Here is a 15,745-nt window from a genome sequence, read left to right as displayed (position 1 = left end):
TTTTATTGTATCATATCGCTTGTTTTTTTGGCTTGTTCTTCTGATAAAAAGCCAGGGGAATTTGATGGATCGTTTCCAAAACTTTTAATAAAGGATTGGATATATTGGTTGTTGCGACCTACATCATGGCTCAATTGTTTGCGGATAGCATGTTCACGTCTGCCTTCATGTAAAAGAAACTCCATTACTGCATTTTGCAGGAGGGATTGCTTAATTTTCTTTCCAAGCCCCAAGTTAATAAATCCATTGGCTTCTGTCGGGAAAATATGCTGCATCTCTAGCTCGTCATAGCATACCACAATGCAGGGGATGCCCACTGTCGCTACTTTATATGGCGTGTACTTTGCTCCACAAATCACAATGTCCGCCTCACCTAATAATTCGTATAGTGCATGATCCTTGTGGATAACTTTTATGTTTTTACGACTTAAGGCCATTAGTTTTAATTCATCCACAGCATGGCTGTAGTTGGATTGGACAACGACCGATATTCTAATCGGGATTTGTAGTTGGAGCAAATGCCGAAGCACACGATAGCTTGTATTGTCTGGATCTTTTCCTTCAATAGAGACAACTATATGCGGCTTGTCCGCTGGTTCTTTTGCTTTTTTCTGAACGGCCTGCAACGACTTCGGCACTACATAAGAAGAAGGTCCAACTAAATAATGGGGGAGAAGCTTTTCACGCTTTTCCTGGTAAAGTGTTTGGAAGACGCAATCCGCGGCAGTACCACCCTCTCCAAAATCATCGAAATGAATGATAGTTGGTATGAATTCTTTCAATTCTTCTACAAATGGAACCTCTGAATTTCCACCATCATATATCACTAATTGAGGAGAGAGTTTTTTCAGCTCTGCTACTAACTCTTTCTCAGTTTGATAGCTAATGGGTTTAAAGCCTTTATTGATTAAGTATTCGATTGCTTGTTGATCGTGTTTGATCAGCAAGTTGGTATTTGATTTATCAAACATTGCAGCAAGCGTTGCAATTCGTTCAATTGGGTATAGGTTCATACACGAAGTTACAGCTCCAACAAAAACAGTCTTTTTCATTGATTCTTCATTATTTTGGTAGTTCATTATATCCCCATCCTTTCAGCGCTCTATTCAACTTATGGGACAGGGAGAGGTAATATGTATAGATTTCTAGTAATTGATGAACTTTTTGAAGAGTGCTAGCTTACGAATTTATTTGTTTAAATGTTGATCATATCCACTTCTAAATAAAAAATGCCAAAGAGCGACTTATTCAGCCAAAAGACTGAATTGTTCGCTTTATAGGCATACTACCTTATACTAGGCTGTCGTATTTGTTACAATACCTATAGGAATTTCGAATTGGAGGTAACAACAAATGAAGATTTTGCTTGTCGACGGCACGCTTCTTGGCCGCAAAACAGGTGCCATTTTAGAGCAAGTGGAACAATATATCAAAGAATTGGATGAAGGGCTAGAAGTATCTCAGCTACATCTGGCAGACTTTGAACATCAATTTGTGGATGGACGTCCATTTGATCAATATAATGATGATATGAAAAAACTCGTAAAAACCATTGAGGAAGCAGATGGCTATATTCTGGCTACGCCTATTTTCCAAGGGTCTATCCCAGGTGTTTTAAAGAATACATTTGATTTCTTACATCCAAAAGCATTGCGCTATAAACCAGTTTCTATCGTGGCAAACGGTGGGACTTATCAACATCACTTAGTTGTGGAAAACCAACTAAAGCCTATTCTTGATTATTTCCGTGCGTTAGTGACACCGAATTACGTTTATACACACGGAGATCATTTTGACTCAGATAACAAAATTATCGATGAGAATGTACACGAACGTCTTCGCGAAATGGCGCGTGTTTTCGTCAAATACTGCGAGCTAAGCAAAGATTTACCGAAAGAAACAATTGACCAGCATTAATAAAAAAATCCTTGGCCACTAGGGCCAAGGATTTTTATTTTAATCGAGTTTTAACCCTTTTAATGCTTCTGCTAATGCATTATTCACAGGTTCATCCTCTTTTTGGTTTTTCAAATACTTTTGGACTGTCCGTTTATCCACTTTTCCTTTTGATTCTTTTTCACGTCTTTGTTTAAAAGTGGATAGTTTCTCACGATATCCACATTTACATGTGAATATCTGCCCTTCACCTTCACCACGTAATTCTAACTTCTTATGACATTGTGGACAACGTGCGTTAGTTACGCGCGCTACATTTTTACGATGTCCACATTCGCGGTCTTGGCATACGAGCATTTTACCTTTTTTACCGTTCACTTCAAGCATTGGCTTTCCACAGTCTGGACAAGACTTTGTGGATATATTATCATGCTTGAATTTTTTGTTGCTGCTTTTAATTTCTGAAACGATTTCTTTTGTATGTTGCTTCATTTCATTGATAAATACATCTTTTTTCAGTTTGCCTTTTGCGATGAGCTCTAGTTTTTGCTCCCATTCCGCAGTTGTTTCAGGTGATTTCAATTCTTCGGGTACTAAATCAAGAAGCTGGCGGCCTTTACCTGTGATGTGGATATCTTTTCCGCGTTTTTCGATTAAGAAAGAATTGAATAATTTATCGATAATATCTGCACGTGTAGCTACTGTACCAAGTCCGCCAGTTGTTTTAAGCGTATCTGCGAGCTTTTTGTCATGTGTGTTTAGATATTTCGTTGGATTTTCCATAGCCGAAAGTAATGTCGCCTCAGTAAAACGTGCGGGTGGTTTTGTTTGGCCAGACGTTTGTGAGATCAATTTCACTTGCAGCGTTTCGCCTTTTTCAATGCGTGGCAGGAGTTGCTCTTTAATATCCTCATGAGTCTCATCTTCATCAAAACGGTTTTCGTATACTTCTTTCCAACCACTTGAAAGTATAGTTTTCCCTTTGGCAATAAAGTTTTCGTCCTTAATTTTCGCGCGCAATGTTAGCTGTTCATATTCATGGGCTGGAGATAGAACTGCTAGGAATCGTTTGATGACCAAATCATAGATTTTGCGTTCTTTGTCATTCATCGCAGAACGATTAACGTAAGCTTCAGTCGGAATGATTGCATGGTGGTCCGACACTTTTTGATTATCAACAAATGCTTTCGTTGCCTTAATTGGTTTGGTTAAAATCCTATTGGCAATTGTACGATACTCACCATTGCCACAAGCCTTTAGACGTTCAGGCAAAGTAGCAACAATGTCTGTTGAAATATAGCGTGAATCTGTACGAGGATATGTTAACACTTTGTGCTGTTCGTATAGTTTTTGCATGATATTTAATGTTTCTTTTGCGGAATAGCCAAACATTTTATTGGCATCACGTTGAAGCTCTGTTAAATCGTATAACCCAGGGGAGAATGTCTTTTTCGCTTTTTTCTCTACCTCTACAACCGTTGCACTTTGGCTGCCCAGTTTATTCACAATGGCATCTACTTTTTCTTTATTAAAGCTGCGTGAATTGCCTTTTTCGTCTTGCCAAGTCAGCTTTAAGTTATTGGCTGTGCGTGCTTCAATACCGAAGTACGTTTGCGGCTTGAAGTTTTTGATTTCATCTTCACGAGCTGCAACCATGGCGACTACTGGTGTTTGTACACGACCGCAATTAAGTTGCGCATTAAATCGGGTCGTCAAGGCACGGCTTGCGTTCAGGCCAATATACCAATCGGCCTCAGATCGGGCAACTGCCGCATGATATAAATGTTCGTAGGCTTTACCCGGTTTTAAATTTTGGAAGCCATCTTTGATTGCTTTATCTGTAACAGAAGAAATCCATAATCGTTTGATCGGCTTACGCACATGTGCTTTTTCAATAATCCAACGTGCGACCAATTCGCCTTCGCGTCCAGCATCTGTTGCGATGATAATTTCATTAACATCATTGCGGTTTAATTGTGTTTTGACCGTGTTGAATTGCTTACCGGATTGTTTGATGACAGTCAATTTTAGTCGGTCGGGCAGCATTGGTAAATCTTCTAAATTCCACGTTTTATATTTTTTATCGTAAGTTTCTGGATCGGCTAATGTCACAAGATGCCCTAATGCCCATGTGACAATATATCGGTCGCCTTCCAAAAAGCCATTTCCTTTTTTATTGCACTTCAATACATTCGCAATATCTCTTGCGACAGAAGGCTTTTCTGCTAATACTAAGCTTTTTGCCATACTATTCTTCTCCTTTAAACTTGTGTATGGTTACTATAACATAGTTCCAGGATTTGAAATATGGATGAGGACTATTGGTAACTGGAGTTCCTTAAATTGTTCTTAAAAGGAAGGGGGATGAATGCATGTATAAGATATTATTTTATTCTTTAATGGTTGTTTTACTTGGAGGGTGTAACATAGAAAACAGTAAAACTGACATGTATAGTGGGAAAGAGTTACATATAGGTGTAATCGGTGATATACCAGAAGTTTTTGAAAAAAATATAGAGTTTGAAACGATTTCACTTAAAGCTTTAAAAAACCGAACAAACTCTTTATCAAAAAAATTTGATGCCATTTTTATCATGCCTAAATTTTTATCAGATGCTGCAAATGATCAATACGTAGAATCCTATAAACGTTTAACGATTCCAACTTTTTTCATCCAGTCTACAAAAGCCCATGTGCCGTTTGTAAACAAAGATGTCACTTATGATAGCGCTCCTACAAGTACAATAGGTGGGCCAAATGACTATGCTACAGGTTATTTATTTACAGGATCTCCTAAAGAATATTCAGATGAAACCTGGAGATATGCTATGACAGAAGGAGCAAATAAAGAAATGGAAATCAAGAATGTCTATTCCAGAATCTTTAAGACAATTGATAGTGGTATCGTTAGTTTTCATCCAGAGGGTGAAAAAATTAAAAAGTAGAGCTTAATTATATGGTGTTAAATAGAAAAGGCCCTCTTCTTTGAGGGCTTTTTCAAATTATAGCTTATGTTAAGTACCTATGGACTTAAGGTGATGCAATTATTATAAATTAATTTTACTTATCTTTCTCCATATAATCTTTAATTTTACGTTCTTCCCACTCCGCACCAAACCTTCCTGATGAAAAAGTTGTTATGCCGTGTATAGCAACCCCAATACCCCAACCTCCTAACGGATATAAAAACCATAAATGACTTGAATCAGTGATGATGTTTATAAAGAAAAGCATAAGATTAACTAGAATATAGACCGTTAAATGAATGTAAAACGATTTTAAGTTTTCAACCCGCTTTTTAGCCCGTAAATAAATTTCATCATGCTCCATCTTCAAACGCCTCCTCCGTATTATTTTCAATTTTTAATTAATTTTACCATACATCTAAATGGTTTCTTGAAGTTATTCAAATTATCTTATGCACCGTGATATCCACGTATTATCCTAGAATCAAACTATAGTGGATAGTCGGAGAAGTATAGGCAAATTGATAACTAAAGGGTGATAGCAAGAAGGAGTCTAATAACTAATGTAGAAATAGTTATAGAGCAGGGGAAGCCGTTTTTTAAATAAATTAATGTTCAATTAGCTAAAACGGAGGTAGGCAAATGATATTAGAAACAAAGCGATTACTCTTAAAACCATATGAACATGAATTTGCAGATGCTATCTATTCAGTAGTGTCACAGGCGGAAATTGCGGACACAATGATTACCATTCCACATCCGTACCCAAAAGCACTTGTAAATAAGTGGATTGACTACTTACAACATAGTGCAAAACAAGGAACAGCTTTTGAATTTGCAGTTTTTTTAAAAGAAGACCCAGAGAAATACATAGGGAATTGCGGGTTGGTCAGTATTTCCTGTAGTCATCAAAAAGCGGAAATTGCCTACTTTATTGATAAAAATGAGTGGGGTAAAGGTTATGCGACAGAAGTTGCTTCTTTTATGCTCAGTTATGGTTTTGAAGTACTGGGCTTAGAGAGAATATATGGACACTGTATGTCTAGAAATTCTGCTTCTCGGAAGGTGATGGAAAAGGTGGGACTTCAATTCGAAGGAACATTAAGACATGATATTAAAAAAGGTGAAGACTTTGAGGATTTGGATCTATTAGGTATGACAAGGTTAGATTATGAAAAATTAAATGCCAAGGATCCTATACACTAGTTTCGGATAACTTGGCTAATTTGAAAGAAGGATCTTATTTTTGGAGAACAACATTTTAGAAAATATACATATCTTAAAACAAATGCATGAAGATGGACTTTTAGGCGGGGAAGTGATGCCTGAGGATGTGTTGATTAATGTAGTGAAAGAAGATGAATTACTAGATGTTTTAACTCTGGCAATGGCCTTAAATTATCAGAGAAACTCTTACTCGTTATGGGAATCTGTTGTTAAAGCGTATCAAGATCCTAAAACGAGCTGGATATTTAATCCGATTGTTGTCGCTAACAAAGATATTCATGAGCTTCGTGAAGCGTTGCTCCTACATCGTGTGGGCTTACAGCCAAACCGCCATCCTGATATTTGGCAACGTGTTGCAAAAGGTATAGTTCATTCATCGGAACAAGGAAACGTCCAAGGGCTGATTGAGTCAGTAGAATTCGACATTTCATTATTAAAAGAGATCGTGCAAGGCTCCAGGAAATCAGAATTCCCATACCTTTCTGGACCGAAAATATTTAATTATTGGTTATATGTTTTAGAATGTTATGCAAATGTATCCTGGAAATCACGGGAACTCATCTCTATTGCACCAGATACTCATATTCTAAAAGCCACTGTGAAATTAGGATTATGTACGGAAGAAGTGTTGAATGGAAGTGGAGATGACCGAATAGCTGTGGCGAATGTTTGGGTTAAAGCCCTTGCTGGAAGTGGATTAGCCCCTATTGATGTACATACGCCTTTATGGTTATGGAGCCGAGCGGGATTTCCTCCGCTTACTGTGATTTAAATAAGATAGGGGGAGAATGATGCTTATATTTGCAGATATTTTAATGGTAATAGCAACACTATTAATCTTTTTAAGTGCAGCTTTTTATTTACGATATCTCGAAAAGGTTCGAAAGCAAAGAGGACTTACAACCTTTGAAAGGACCCTATACATATTGATACAGATTGCATATATTCTATTTGCAATTAGCTTGTTGATAAGAGTTTTTAGTTAGTTTTATTCATACTTTCAATTTGAAGCTTTGAACTGTTAAATTATTAATTTTATTTGACTGAATTTTTAAATAAGAACGGAGGCTAAGCTATGGCATTAGGTTATTACGAATGGGGTAATCAAGACAATCCTGCACTTGTTTTCTTGCATGGAATGGGCTCTTCTGGTCTAAGTTTTGGGGAGCTAGCGAAACTTTTACAGAATGATTTTTACGTTATCGCTTTTGATTTACCAGGACATGGTGGAGAAGTTTCCTTGGATAATGAGAAAGAGTATTTTCCAGCAAGGATGGCTGAACGTCTAAGTAATTTTATCGATTCATTGTGGTTAACCGATGTCTATCTTGTTGGCCACTCATGGGGAGCCCACCTTGCACTTTATATGGCTGGATTGTATTCGGAGAAAATCAAAGGACTGGTGTTATTGGATGGCGGTTACTTCCAACAGGGCCCGGCTGGCGTTTCTCTTAATCAGCAGCTTACAGATGTAGGTGCTTTTATTGATAGTGTTTGCTTCGCTTCCTGGAATGAATTTCTTGACTCTGAAAGGGCTAACTCTTCACGTTGGTCGAAGGAGATTGAGGAGGGGTGTCTTGCACAAGCTGCTGAAGTTGACGGTGAAATTAGGCTATCCATATCTCCGTTTACAGCCAAAGCAGTGATGAAAGGAATGCATTTAGAACCAACAGCAGCTATTTTTCCAAAGGTCCAGTCACCAGTACTATTACTGCATAGTACGATGCCCAAGGAAATAGAAGAAGAACGACATGAGGCAATTGAATATTTGTTGAATGTAATTCCCCATGCAGAAGTTCAGGCTATTCCTAATACGAGTCACGAGATATATCGAGATGCACCCGAAATAATTGTTAGCAAATTAAAAGAGTGGTTCTATGGACAAACAAAATCCTGTGCCAATACCTAAACGAATACATATCATTGGTTCCATCGGAAGTGGCAAAACTACCTTGGCCAAGAAGCTATCTGATCAATTAAGCATTCCCTATTTTGAATTGGATAATGTTGTTTGGAAAAGGTTTGACACTGGAGATATTAAACGAAGCAAACAAGAGAGAGACGAATATTTAAGTAAAATAATTGCTACTGACAATTGGATTATTGAAGGGGCCCATCATAAATGGGTATCTTCCTGCTTTCAAAATGCTGATCTAATTTTATTTCTAGACATTAGCCTCCCAATAAGAAGATATAGAATAATCAAAAGGTACTTTAAACAAAAAATAGGCGTTGAAAAAGCAAATTATAAACCGTCTTTAAAAATTTTGAAGGATTTATATAACTACAATACTGTCTTTGAATATAAAAGTAAGCCAGAAATACTTGCTTTGCTTAGCCCTTATAAAAACAAGTTAATAACCTTAAAAAGTAATGCTGAAATTTTGAGAAACTTCCATTGAAGGTAAGAGAATATAAAATTGTAATTTTCTTTAGTGAAGGGAGAGAGCTAATGGCAATCTTTGTAGGGATATTAATTGCAATCGTAGGTGCTTATGTAGCTTTTTTGCTTAGTACAGGTAAGTCTAAAAAGAGAAAATATATAGTTTGGGGAATTATTCTAATGCTACTCATTTCACCATCCATCTCTTTTGCATTGGGCTTAAGTTTTGCAGTAATCACTAAAAGTGGATGGTCAGCATTAGTAATGCTTTATATTTTTCCTATTATGTTTCTAGCTGGTCTTATCGTATTTTTTATAGGTTTGTTTGAAAAGAAGACAGTCCATTAAAATAATAAAATCATGTGAAAGGGTGGCGAAATTATGTTAATTAAACCAAAGAAACTGCAACCGGGAGATCGAATAGCAACAGTAAGCCCTTCTTGGGGAGGTGCGGGTGAACCAGACCTTAGATGGCGATATGAACAAGGTGTAAAAAGATTAGAAGACATCTTTGGTTTGGAAGTTGTGCCAATGCCTAATAGTTTAAAAGGCGAAGACTATCTTTATAATAATCCGCAAGCTCGTGCGGAAGACTTGATGACGGCATTCAAGGATAAGGATATCAAAGGGATCATTGCAAATATTGGCGGTGATGATAGTATCCGCTTGTTACCCTATATCGATTTCGACGTTATTCGTCAGAATCCGAAAATATTTATGGGTTACTCCGATGTAACCATTTCACATTTATTTTGCCATAAGGCTGGGGTTTCCTCTTTTTATGGTCCAGCCATTCTAACTGATTTTGCAGAAAATGTGGAGATGGATCCATATACAATTGAATCGGTGAATCGAACGCTCTTTTCAAATGAAGTGATTGGTGAAATACTTCCGGCGAATGAATGGACGAGTGAATATGTAGAGTGGGCAGAAGGAAATAAAACACGCCGGCGAGCCATGCAGAAAAATGCAGGGGTTGAAGTTCTTCAAGGTTCTGGAATAGTGCAAGGACGTTTGATAGGAGGATGCATTGAGGTACTTGAATTTGTAAAAGGGACAGAACTCTGGCCAGAAGAAAAGTATTGGGAGAATAGCATCCTTTTCTTTGAAACCTCTGAAGAAAAGACAGCGCCGGATCTTATTAAATATTGGTTGCGCAACTATGCTGCCCAAGGCATTTTACAAAAGAGTAAAGGCATTATCTTTGGGAAACCTCAAGATGAAAAATATTACGATGAATATAAAGAGGTTATTCAATTAGCTATGAAGGAATTTAACATAGAAGATTTGCCGATTCTCTATAATTTAAATTTTGGCCATACGGAACCGAAGTTTATTTTGCCATATGGTGCATTGGCAGAGATAAATTGCGATAAAGGAACCTTCACCATTTTGGAAAGTGGTGTAGAATAATTTAGGAAGCATGCATTGAGATTTCGAATGCATGCTTTTTGATATTTTTTTGCTAGTCTTCAGTATTTTCTTTTGAATAGTTTTGGATATTCAATTACCAACCCATCTTTATCAACCTGAATAGTAGATTGAAATGAAGAGCTTCTATAATCAAACATTTGATAGTCTTTTTCTTCCTTGATTAGAGTATATACTTGTTCAACTTTTTTAAGAGCCAATTCAGGAACCTTGATATAAACCATTAGGAAACTCTGAGGTTTATTTAAACGCCAATCTACTCTATTTATTGGTAATGAATTAGTAAACGGTGTACAAGATATATCAATATCAATTGCTCCAGAGAGTTCAGGGATTTCGTTCCCATGTTCGTCAAACCATTGATGATTCTGATTACTTTCAAGATAAAGAGATTTACCAAGGTTTAATAAATTGATCTTCACATTTTTTGTAAACCAATTAGTTAATTCAATTTTATATTCTATTTTTAAGGGAGTATTATTTTCAATTGATATAATTGAACTTTTTGCTATGGAAGTATCTTCTGATGATTTTACCTCTAAGAATTCAGAACCAGCAGATTTTTTATTTTCCCAAATTGCGATTTGTTTCATTATATCCATCCTCCTCATTCGAATATCCACTTGTTTACAATGGTATTTTTCCGATCCTTATGTATACGCGGAGGAATCGACCCCGCTCCGGAAAGCTAACAGTCTTATTTATTCCTTTTATCTTGCTCTAATAGTTCAATTATTCTATCTAGTTTTTGCTCCACTTTTATATTGTTTTCTGCTCTTTTTCTTTGAGTAACAGACATTTTTCTAAAGAAGAGTGTAATTGATACAAAAAATAGGATTATTAGCAGAATAATAATCAACGTAGATACAACGTCACCGATGTTTACTATGCTCATGGTTGTTACCTCTTTCGCTATTATTCTTTCGTATCTGACCAATATACTTCATAGTTACCGAGCCTGTTTCAGTTTGAAAATAATCTTTTTAAGCTTGATTCTCTTTAATATAGGTTTTTATTGCTGGAGGGGTATATGAATGAAACTTTTCAATTAGTTTTGCTGGAGATGTTTCATTCAAAAGCATTGATAAGTATTTTTCTTGAAGAAATTGTTGTTCATTCATGTGGTTAAAGAAATTAATTAATTGATCATAATAATGATCTATATTTAATATCCCGCAAGGTTTTTGGTGTAGACCTAACTGTCCCCATGTAAATACCTCAAAAAACTCTTCCATCGTTCCTGGACCTCCAGGTAATGCAATGAACCCATCAGCCAAATCTGACATTTTTGTTTTTCTTTCATGCATAGAATCAACAATAATCAATTCTGTTAAATGTTTATGAGAAATCTCTCTTTCTTCTAGCATTTTGGGAATAACACCAATTACTTGGCCGCCTGCTTCTAATACCGTATCTGCCACTGTACCCATAATACCTACACTAGCACCGCCGTATACGAGTGTAATATTTTGATCAGCTAATTCTTTTCCTAAAGCGATGGCTCCTTCTTTGTAAGTAGGTAAAGCCCCCATACTAGAACCGCAAAATACTGCTACACTTTTCATAAGTTCCCTCAATTCTACAAGTTTTTATTATACAATTGTTATTATAGGGAATATTTGAGATTGAACCAAGGGGGATTAGAGTATGGATGTGAATGAATTTCAGCAATGGATTAACGATTATTATGAAGAGCGAGGATGGTCACAATTAGATATATTCATTCGTATTGGATTCTTAGCGGAGGAAACGGGAGAGGTTGCCCGAGCAATCAGAGCTCTTGAAATTGGACGCGATCGACCAGATGAAACTGAAAATACATATATTGAAAAGAAGCAGGAGCTTGTAAGTGAATTAGGTGATGTATTGGGAAATATCACTGATATCGCGAATAAATATGATATTAAGCTAGAAGATATTTTTAAAGTGCATCAGGAAAAGTTGGATGACAGGTATAAGATAAAAGGGTAATCTTGTGAATTCTAATAGTGAACTAAAGAGCCTTGCTACGTATTGATTGTATCAAGGCTCTTAACTATATTTTTTCCTATTCTAATTTCTTTACATAATCAAACAAAGTTAACGTATCCGTAACTTGATGTTCATTAATCTTTTTATAGCCTAACTTTTCATAAAAGTGATGATTTCTTGTGTTCAGATGAGGTGTATCTAAACTCCATTCTTTAGCTAAAGGAAATTCGGATTCAATAAGTTCCATAATGCGAGTGCCATAGCCTTTATTTTGTTGATTGTTGGATAAAAAAATTCGATTGAGCCGATATCTGTTGTTATTTAAATCTCTGATATCAATACCGCCGATAATTTCGCCATTGAGCCAAATTGTATAATGTAAAAAGACTTGTGTCTTCCTAAGTAATCGTTCCATTGGCTCGTTAACAGGGTTACTATCCTGGTCTTTGTATCGCTTTAAATCTTCCGCAAAGGACTCTTTTTGAATCTCTAAAAGTTTTGGTACTTCATTTTCATGGGTTCTCATTATTTTTAAATCCAACCTACAACTCCCCTTCACAAATAAATCAACAATTTGGCTCGTTAGCTATATGCTATCCTTTTACAGCATGAAAGATAAAAGATTTGGTGTCTGATGTGGCTTCGGTAAATGTCCAATCTCCATAAACATGGATTTGTGAAAATCCAACTTGTTGTAATGATTCTTGTATTTCTTCTTGAGTTCGGAATATTAATTGCATTTTTTTCTTAATGACTACTTCATTTGTACTTGCAACTTTGACGGTCTCATAAAAAGTAAATATATCACCTACAAATCCATCGTATTCCGTCCAAATTTCTAGTGGTTCGTTGTTCAACGGATTCGTTGCAAGATCAGGTGTCATATCTTCCTGCCACTGTTCCCATTCTTTGGCTAAGGGATTTCGTGTATCAAAAATAAAATGTCCGCCAGGTTTTAATGCTCGATATGCATCAGAAATGACATTCTGCCAACTTTCATCTGTAAGAAATACTTGCGCCACATTGGCCGTCATGATGACAGCATCAATAGCATTTGTTTGTAAATTGGAGCTATCCCCAACAATCCAGGTCACTTCCTCTGGATACTCTTTCGCTTTTGCATATTCGATTGCTTCTTCATTCGGATCAATCGCTGTAATATGATAGCCTGACTCTGAAAAATGGGTTGTTAATCTGCCCGTTCCACAACCCAGATCTGCTATGTATTTCACGTTTAATTTTTTCAACAGGGCCAAGAAGAATTCATTGTCTTTCCCACAGCCACTAAGTTGGTCATATACTAACGGAATCATGAATCTACCCACTTTCTACATCATGTTTATTTTGGCCATGATATCAAGAGTCTCGTTGTCCACGTCGGCCAAACTTTAAATCCTTTATTCTTATTTTCGTTAAAAACGGCACCTTCGTTTCAGATATAATAATCGCCCCTAAAATAAGAATCGCGCCAAACGCCATTTTAATGGTCAAGACTTCATGCAAAATGAGTACGGAAAAGACCATGCCCCAAAAAGATTCTGTTGAAAGTATGATGGCGGCTTTTGTATCTGTGGTGAACTTCTGGGCAACTGTTTGAAGCAAAAAGGCAGCGCTTGTAGAAAAAATCCCCAAATATAAAATAGAGAGTGTTCCGCCCATTTCAACCGTGTGGAAACTTTCCCCTTTGAAAAAGACAACAGCAAAACCAATAAGGGCAGCAGTCGTCATTTGGACTAATGTCAAAAGGATTGGATCAGCATCCTTCACAAATTTGGCTGTATAAAAAATATGGAAGGCAAAACCAACTGCACAGGCTAGTGTTAATAAATCCCCGATATTGATAGAAGAGGACAATTTCAGCGAGAGGACGCCGATACCAATAATGGCAAGGAATGCCCCAATGAGTTCGAAGTAATCCATCTTTCTTTTATACAAAAGTAAGCCGATAAACGGTACGATGACGACATTGACTGCTGTTAAGAAAGCATTTTTGGAGGGGGTGGTAAATTGTAGCCCGACTGTCTGAAGCGCGAAAGCCAAGTATAAGAAAGTCCCCAATATTGCTCCTTTGAAAATTGTTTCTTTGTTTATTCCTTTTAACTTTTTATAAAAAACAATGCCTAATATGACTGCTCCTATGAAAAAGCGAATCGCCAATATCTGATACGGCGTAAAATGCTCCAAGGCAATGGCACTCGCCACAAAGCCGCTTCCCCAGATAATCGCTGTAATCGTCAGAGCGAGTTCTCCTATGTATTTGCGCATTACTTCCCACCTTCTTTAATATTGATAGCTCTAAACATATCAGAAAATAAAGAGTATTGCTATAATGATTGGTAGAAAAGTTGCCGGGAGGGACGAGATGAGCACATTAACAAAAAGAGAACAATATAAAATGGAAGAATGGTCGATCAAACAAATTCAAGAAGCTTTGCAAAATGGGGAATTGACGGTTGTAGAGTTAGTGGAACGGTATATAGAACGGATTAAACAGTTTGATAGCAGCGGCCCTGCAATTAATTCAGTCCTCAACATAAATCCGGATGCATTAAACATAGCTGCTGATATGGATAAGGCGATGGGATCGGGGGGACAAGGTCCTCTTTTTGGAGTTCCTATTCTTCTGAAAGACAATATTGAAACAAAGGATCCGATGCCCACTACAGCAGGTGCAATTGCATTAAAGGATAACTATGCGAAGAAGGACTCATGGGTAGCGAAAAAACTTCGAGAAGCAGGTGCAATCATATTAGGGAAAACCAATATGAGCGAGTGGGCATATTTTATGTCTACTAAGGCACCTAGCGGTTACAGTGGAGTGGGTGGACAGGTTAAAAATCCTTATGGGCCGGAGAATTTCGAGGCTGGATCTGTAGGCGGCTCAAGCTCTGGCTCTGGTGCAAGTATCGCCTCTAATTTTGCGGTGGTTAGTATTGGAACGGAGACATGTGGTTCCATTCTGAATCCATCGAGTTTGAATTCCATTGTGGGTATCAAACCAACAGTCGGACTAATTAGCCGAGGGGGGATTATTCCACTCGCCCTTAGCCAAGATACGGCTGGTCCTATGGCAAGGACGGTAAGAGATGCAGCTATTACATTAGGTGTGTTAACGGGTGTTGATCCAGCTGATCCTATCACAGCAACAAGTGAAGGTAAGGCACTTCAGGATTATACAAAGCATCTCAAGATGGACGGTTTAAAAGGAGCTACAATTGGTGTTGATCCTCGCTTTTTGGATAGGCACGATGAAGAAACGACAGAGCTAAAAGAAATGTTGAATATAGCGATGGGTGAATTGCAAAACCTGGGCGCTGTTATAAAGGAAGTGGAGGTCCCTGAACATGATCTCAGTTCCGATGTCCTATCCTACGAATTCAAGCATCAAGTGAATCAGTATTTAAAGACAACCTCAGATTCTGTATCAGTGAAAACGCTAAAAGACATTATTGCCTTTAATGAAGAAGACCCTGATAACAGAATGAAGTATGGCCAAGATTTATTGATTGAGTCAGAGGGAAGAAGCGAGAGTCTAGAAAATCCGGTTTATCTGAAGCAACGCTCAGATGATGTGAAATTATCAGGAGAACTTGGCATTGATAAGGTAATGGAAGAGAATGGTTTAGATGCTCTGTTATTTTTAAGTGACTCTGGCGATGAATTGCCTGCCAAAGCGGGTTATCCTTCTATCACAGTTCCTGCGGGTTACACAAAAACCGGGCTTCCTGTAGGTTTGACGTTCTCAGGCTTGGCATTTAGTGAACCAAAGCTAATCGAATTAGCCTATTCCTACGAACAACAGACGAAGAGGCGCGTACCACCAAAGTTTTAAATGAGAAGGTCATGAGTGGATATTATTCATAGGGGAGGA

The 15,745-nt window shown here is 37.4% G+C and carries 19 protein-coding genes; 10 read left to right on the top strand and 9 right to left on the bottom strand.

The window, feature by feature from the left end:
* Nucleotides 1-2 precede the first annotated feature (2 nt).
* Entirely contained in the window at nt 3-1,079 is a 1,077-nt protein-coding gene (locus tag RST01_RS07345; protein ID WP_147195581.1) for a PseG/SpsG family protein, read from the bottom strand.
* A gap of 274 nt (nt 1,080-1,353) precedes the next feature.
* Between RST01_RS07345 and RST01_RS07340 the strand changes: the two genes are divergently transcribed.
* Entirely contained in the window at nt 1,354-1,917 is a 564-nt protein-coding gene (locus RST01_RS07340) for an NADPH-dependent FMN reductase (protein ID WP_147195579.1), read from the top strand.
* Between the two features lie 39 nt (nt 1,918-1,956).
* On the opposite strand, the gene RST01_RS07335 is transcribed toward RST01_RS07340, so the two are convergent.
* The gene (locus tag RST01_RS07335; RefSeq protein ID WP_147195577.1) at nt 1,957-4,143 is read right to left on the bottom strand and encodes a DNA topoisomerase III; all 2,187 of its coding nucleotides are present in this window, start codon (nt 4,141-4,143) and stop codon (nt 1,957-1,959) included.
* 125 nt (nt 4,144-4,268) lie between these two features.
* On the opposite strand from RST01_RS07335, the gene RST01_RS07330 reads away from it, so the two are divergent.
* Nucleotides 4,269-4,841, top strand: coding sequence for a metallophosphoesterase family protein (locus tag RST01_RS07330; protein ID WP_147195575.1), 573 nt, complete (start codon nt 4,269-4,271; stop codon nt 4,839-4,841).
* 115 nt (nt 4,842-4,956) lie between these two features.
* Here the strand turns inward: RST01_RS07330 and RST01_RS07325 are convergent, their stop codons facing one another.
* Nucleotides 4,957-5,226, bottom strand: a complete 270-nt coding sequence (locus RST01_RS07325; protein WP_147195573.1) for a 2TM domain-containing protein — start codon at nt 5,224-5,226, stop codon at nt 4,957-4,959.
* 278 nt (nt 5,227-5,504) lie between these two features.
* On the opposite strand from RST01_RS07325, the gene RST01_RS07320 reads away from it, so the two are divergent.
* The 6 genes from RST01_RS07320 to RST01_RS07290 all read left to right on the top strand — a co-directional run bounded on the left by RST01_RS07320 (nt 5,505) and on the right by RST01_RS07290 (nt 9,885).
* Nucleotides 5,505-6,068, top strand: a complete 564-nt coding sequence (locus tag RST01_RS07320; RefSeq protein ID WP_147195571.1) for a GNAT family N-acetyltransferase — start codon at nt 5,505-5,507, stop codon at nt 6,066-6,068.
* Nucleotides 6,069-6,108: 40 nt separating this feature from the next.
* Complete coding sequence (locus RST01_RS07315) at nt 6,109-6,861, top strand: hypothetical protein (RefSeq protein WP_244946668.1); 753 nt, start codon at nt 6,109-6,111, stop codon at nt 6,859-6,861.
* Between the two features lie 303 nt (nt 6,862-7,164).
* Nucleotides 7,165-7,998, top strand: a complete 834-nt coding sequence (locus RST01_RS07305) for an alpha/beta fold hydrolase (protein ID WP_147195567.1) — start codon at nt 7,165-7,167, stop codon at nt 7,996-7,998.
* Nucleotides 7,967-8,491, top strand: a complete 525-nt coding sequence (locus RST01_RS07300) for a shikimate kinase (RefSeq protein ID WP_147195565.1) — start codon at nt 7,967-7,969, stop codon at nt 8,489-8,491. Before RST01_RS07305 ends, RST01_RS07300 begins: the two co-directional genes overlap by 32 nt.
* Nucleotides 8,492-8,541: 50 nt before the next feature.
* The gene (locus RST01_RS07295; RefSeq protein WP_147195564.1) at nt 8,542-8,820 is read left to right on the top strand and encodes a hypothetical protein; all 279 of its coding nucleotides are present in this window, start codon (nt 8,542-8,544) and stop codon (nt 8,818-8,820) included.
* 33 nt (nt 8,821-8,853) lie between these two features.
* Nucleotides 8,854-9,885, top strand: a complete 1,032-nt coding sequence (locus RST01_RS07290) for a S66 family peptidase (protein ID WP_147195562.1) — start codon at nt 8,854-8,856, stop codon at nt 9,883-9,885.
* A 59-nt stretch (nt 9,886-9,944) separates the two neighbouring features.
* Here RST01_RS07290 and RST01_RS07285 read toward each other — a convergent pair whose 3' ends face one another.
* The 3 genes from RST01_RS07285 to RST01_RS07275 form a co-directional block, all read right to left on the bottom strand.
* Entirely contained in the window at nt 9,945-10,496 is a 552-nt protein-coding gene (locus RST01_RS07285) for a putative glycolipid-binding domain-containing protein (RefSeq protein ID WP_184117533.1), read from the bottom strand.
* Between the two features lie 104 nt (nt 10,497-10,600).
* Nucleotides 10,601-10,798, bottom strand: coding sequence for a DUF4083 family protein (locus RST01_RS07280; protein ID WP_147195558.1), 198 nt, complete (start codon nt 10,796-10,798; stop codon nt 10,601-10,603).
* 88 nt (nt 10,799-10,886) lie between these two features.
* Nucleotides 10,887-11,468 carry an LOG family protein gene (locus RST01_RS07275; RefSeq protein ID WP_147195556.1) on the bottom strand — a complete coding sequence of 194 codons (582 nt, stop codon included), beginning with the start codon at nt 11,466-11,468 and terminating at the stop codon, nt 10,887-10,889.
* An 82-nt stretch (nt 11,469-11,550) separates the two neighbouring features.
* Here RST01_RS07275 and RST01_RS07270 point away from each other — a divergent pair, with 82 nt between their 5' ends.
* On the top strand, nt 11,551-11,874 hold the full coding sequence (locus RST01_RS07270) for a MazG nucleotide pyrophosphohydrolase domain-containing protein (RefSeq protein ID WP_147195554.1): 324 nt from the start codon (nt 11,551-11,553) through the stop codon (nt 11,872-11,874).
* A 76-nt stretch (nt 11,875-11,950) separates the two neighbouring features.
* Here RST01_RS07270 and RST01_RS07265 read toward each other — a convergent pair whose 3' ends face one another.
* From RST01_RS07265 to RST01_RS07255, 3 genes are all read right to left on the bottom strand, one after another.
* Nucleotides 11,951-12,400, bottom strand: coding sequence for a GNAT family N-acetyltransferase (locus RST01_RS07265; RefSeq protein ID WP_147195552.1), 450 nt, complete (start codon nt 12,398-12,400; stop codon nt 11,951-11,953).
* A gap of 67 nt (nt 12,401-12,467) precedes the next feature.
* Nucleotides 12,468-13,187 carry a class I SAM-dependent methyltransferase gene (locus RST01_RS07260; RefSeq protein ID WP_147195550.1) on the bottom strand — a complete coding sequence of 240 codons (720 nt, stop codon included), beginning with the start codon at nt 13,185-13,187 and terminating at the stop codon, nt 12,468-12,470.
* Between the two features lie 43 nt (nt 13,188-13,230).
* Nucleotides 13,231-14,139 (bottom strand): DMT family transporter, encoded by a 909-nt coding sequence (locus RST01_RS07255; RefSeq protein ID WP_147195548.1) that lies wholly within the window; start codon nt 14,137-14,139, stop codon nt 13,231-13,233.
* A gap of 97 nt (nt 14,140-14,236) precedes the next feature.
* On the opposite strand from RST01_RS07255, the gene RST01_RS07250 reads away from it, so the two are divergent.
* A complete protein-coding gene (locus tag RST01_RS07250) occupies nt 14,237-15,706 on the top strand; it encodes an amidase family protein (RefSeq protein WP_244946667.1) in 1,470 nt (489 codons plus the stop codon).
* Nucleotides 15,707-15,745 lie beyond the last annotated feature (39 nt).

It is taken from the genome of Rummeliibacillus stabekisii, assembly GCF_007988965.1.
GTDB classification, from domain to species: domain Bacteria; phylum Bacillota; class Bacilli; order Bacillales_A; family Planococcaceae; genus Rummeliibacillus; species Rummeliibacillus stabekisii.
This window is presented reverse-complemented; position numbering and strand designations above follow the sequence as displayed.

Coding starts and splice junctions, on each gene's coding strand:
- RST01_RS07345 (WP_147195581.1), bottom strand. CDS start 1,079: ATGAACTACCAAAATAATGAAGAATCAATGAAAAAGACTGTTTTTGTT.
- RST01_RS07340 (WP_147195579.1), top strand. CDS start 1,354: ATGAAGATTTTGCTTGTCGACGGCACGCTTCTTGGCCGCAAAACAGGT.
- RST01_RS07335 (WP_147195577.1), bottom strand. CDS start 4,143: ATGGCAAAAAGCTTAGTATTAGCAGAAAAGCCTTCTGTCGCAAGAGAT.
- RST01_RS07330 (WP_147195575.1), top strand. CDS start 4,269: ATGTATAAGATATTATTTTATTCTTTAATGGTTGTTTTACTTGGAGGG.
- RST01_RS07325 (WP_147195573.1), bottom strand. CDS start 5,226: ATGGAGCATGATGAAATTTATTTACGGGCTAAAAAGCGGGTTGAAAAC.
- RST01_RS07320 (WP_147195571.1), top strand. CDS start 5,505: ATGATATTAGAAACAAAGCGATTACTCTTAAAACCATATGAACATGAA.
- RST01_RS07305 (WP_147195567.1), top strand. CDS start 7,165: ATGGCATTAGGTTATTACGAATGGGGTAATCAAGACAATCCTGCACTT.
- RST01_RS07300 (WP_147195565.1), top strand. CDS start 7,967: ATGGACAAACAAAATCCTGTGCCAATACCTAAACGAATACATATCATT.
- RST01_RS07295 (WP_147195564.1), top strand. CDS start 8,542: ATGGCAATCTTTGTAGGGATATTAATTGCAATCGTAGGTGCTTATGTA.
- RST01_RS07290 (WP_147195562.1), top strand. CDS start 8,854: ATGTTAATTAAACCAAAGAAACTGCAACCGGGAGATCGAATAGCAACA.
- RST01_RS07285 (WP_184117533.1), bottom strand. CDS start 10,496: ATGAAACAAATCGCAATTTGGGAAAATAAAAAATCTGCTGGTTCTGAA.
- RST01_RS07280 (WP_147195558.1), bottom strand. CDS start 10,798: ATGAGCATAGTAAACATCGGTGACGTTGTATCTACGTTGATTATTATT.
- RST01_RS07275 (WP_147195556.1), bottom strand. CDS start 11,468: ATGAAAAGTGTAGCAGTATTTTGCGGTTCTAGTATGGGGGCTTTACCT.
- RST01_RS07270 (WP_147195554.1), top strand. CDS start 11,551: ATGGATGTGAATGAATTTCAGCAATGGATTAACGATTATTATGAAGAG.
- RST01_RS07265 (WP_147195552.1), bottom strand. CDS start 12,400: ATGAGAACCCATGAAAATGAAGTACCAAAACTTTTAGAGATTCAAAAA.
- RST01_RS07260 (WP_147195550.1), bottom strand. CDS start 13,187: ATGATTCCGTTAGTATATGACCAACTTAGTGGCTGTGGGAAAGACAAT.
- RST01_RS07255 (WP_147195548.1), bottom strand. CDS start 14,139: ATGCGCAAATACATAGGAGAACTCGCTCTGACGATTACAGCGATTATC.
- RST01_RS07250 (WP_244946667.1), top strand. CDS start 14,237: ATGAGCACATTAACAAAAAGAGAACAATATAAAATGGAAGAATGGTCG.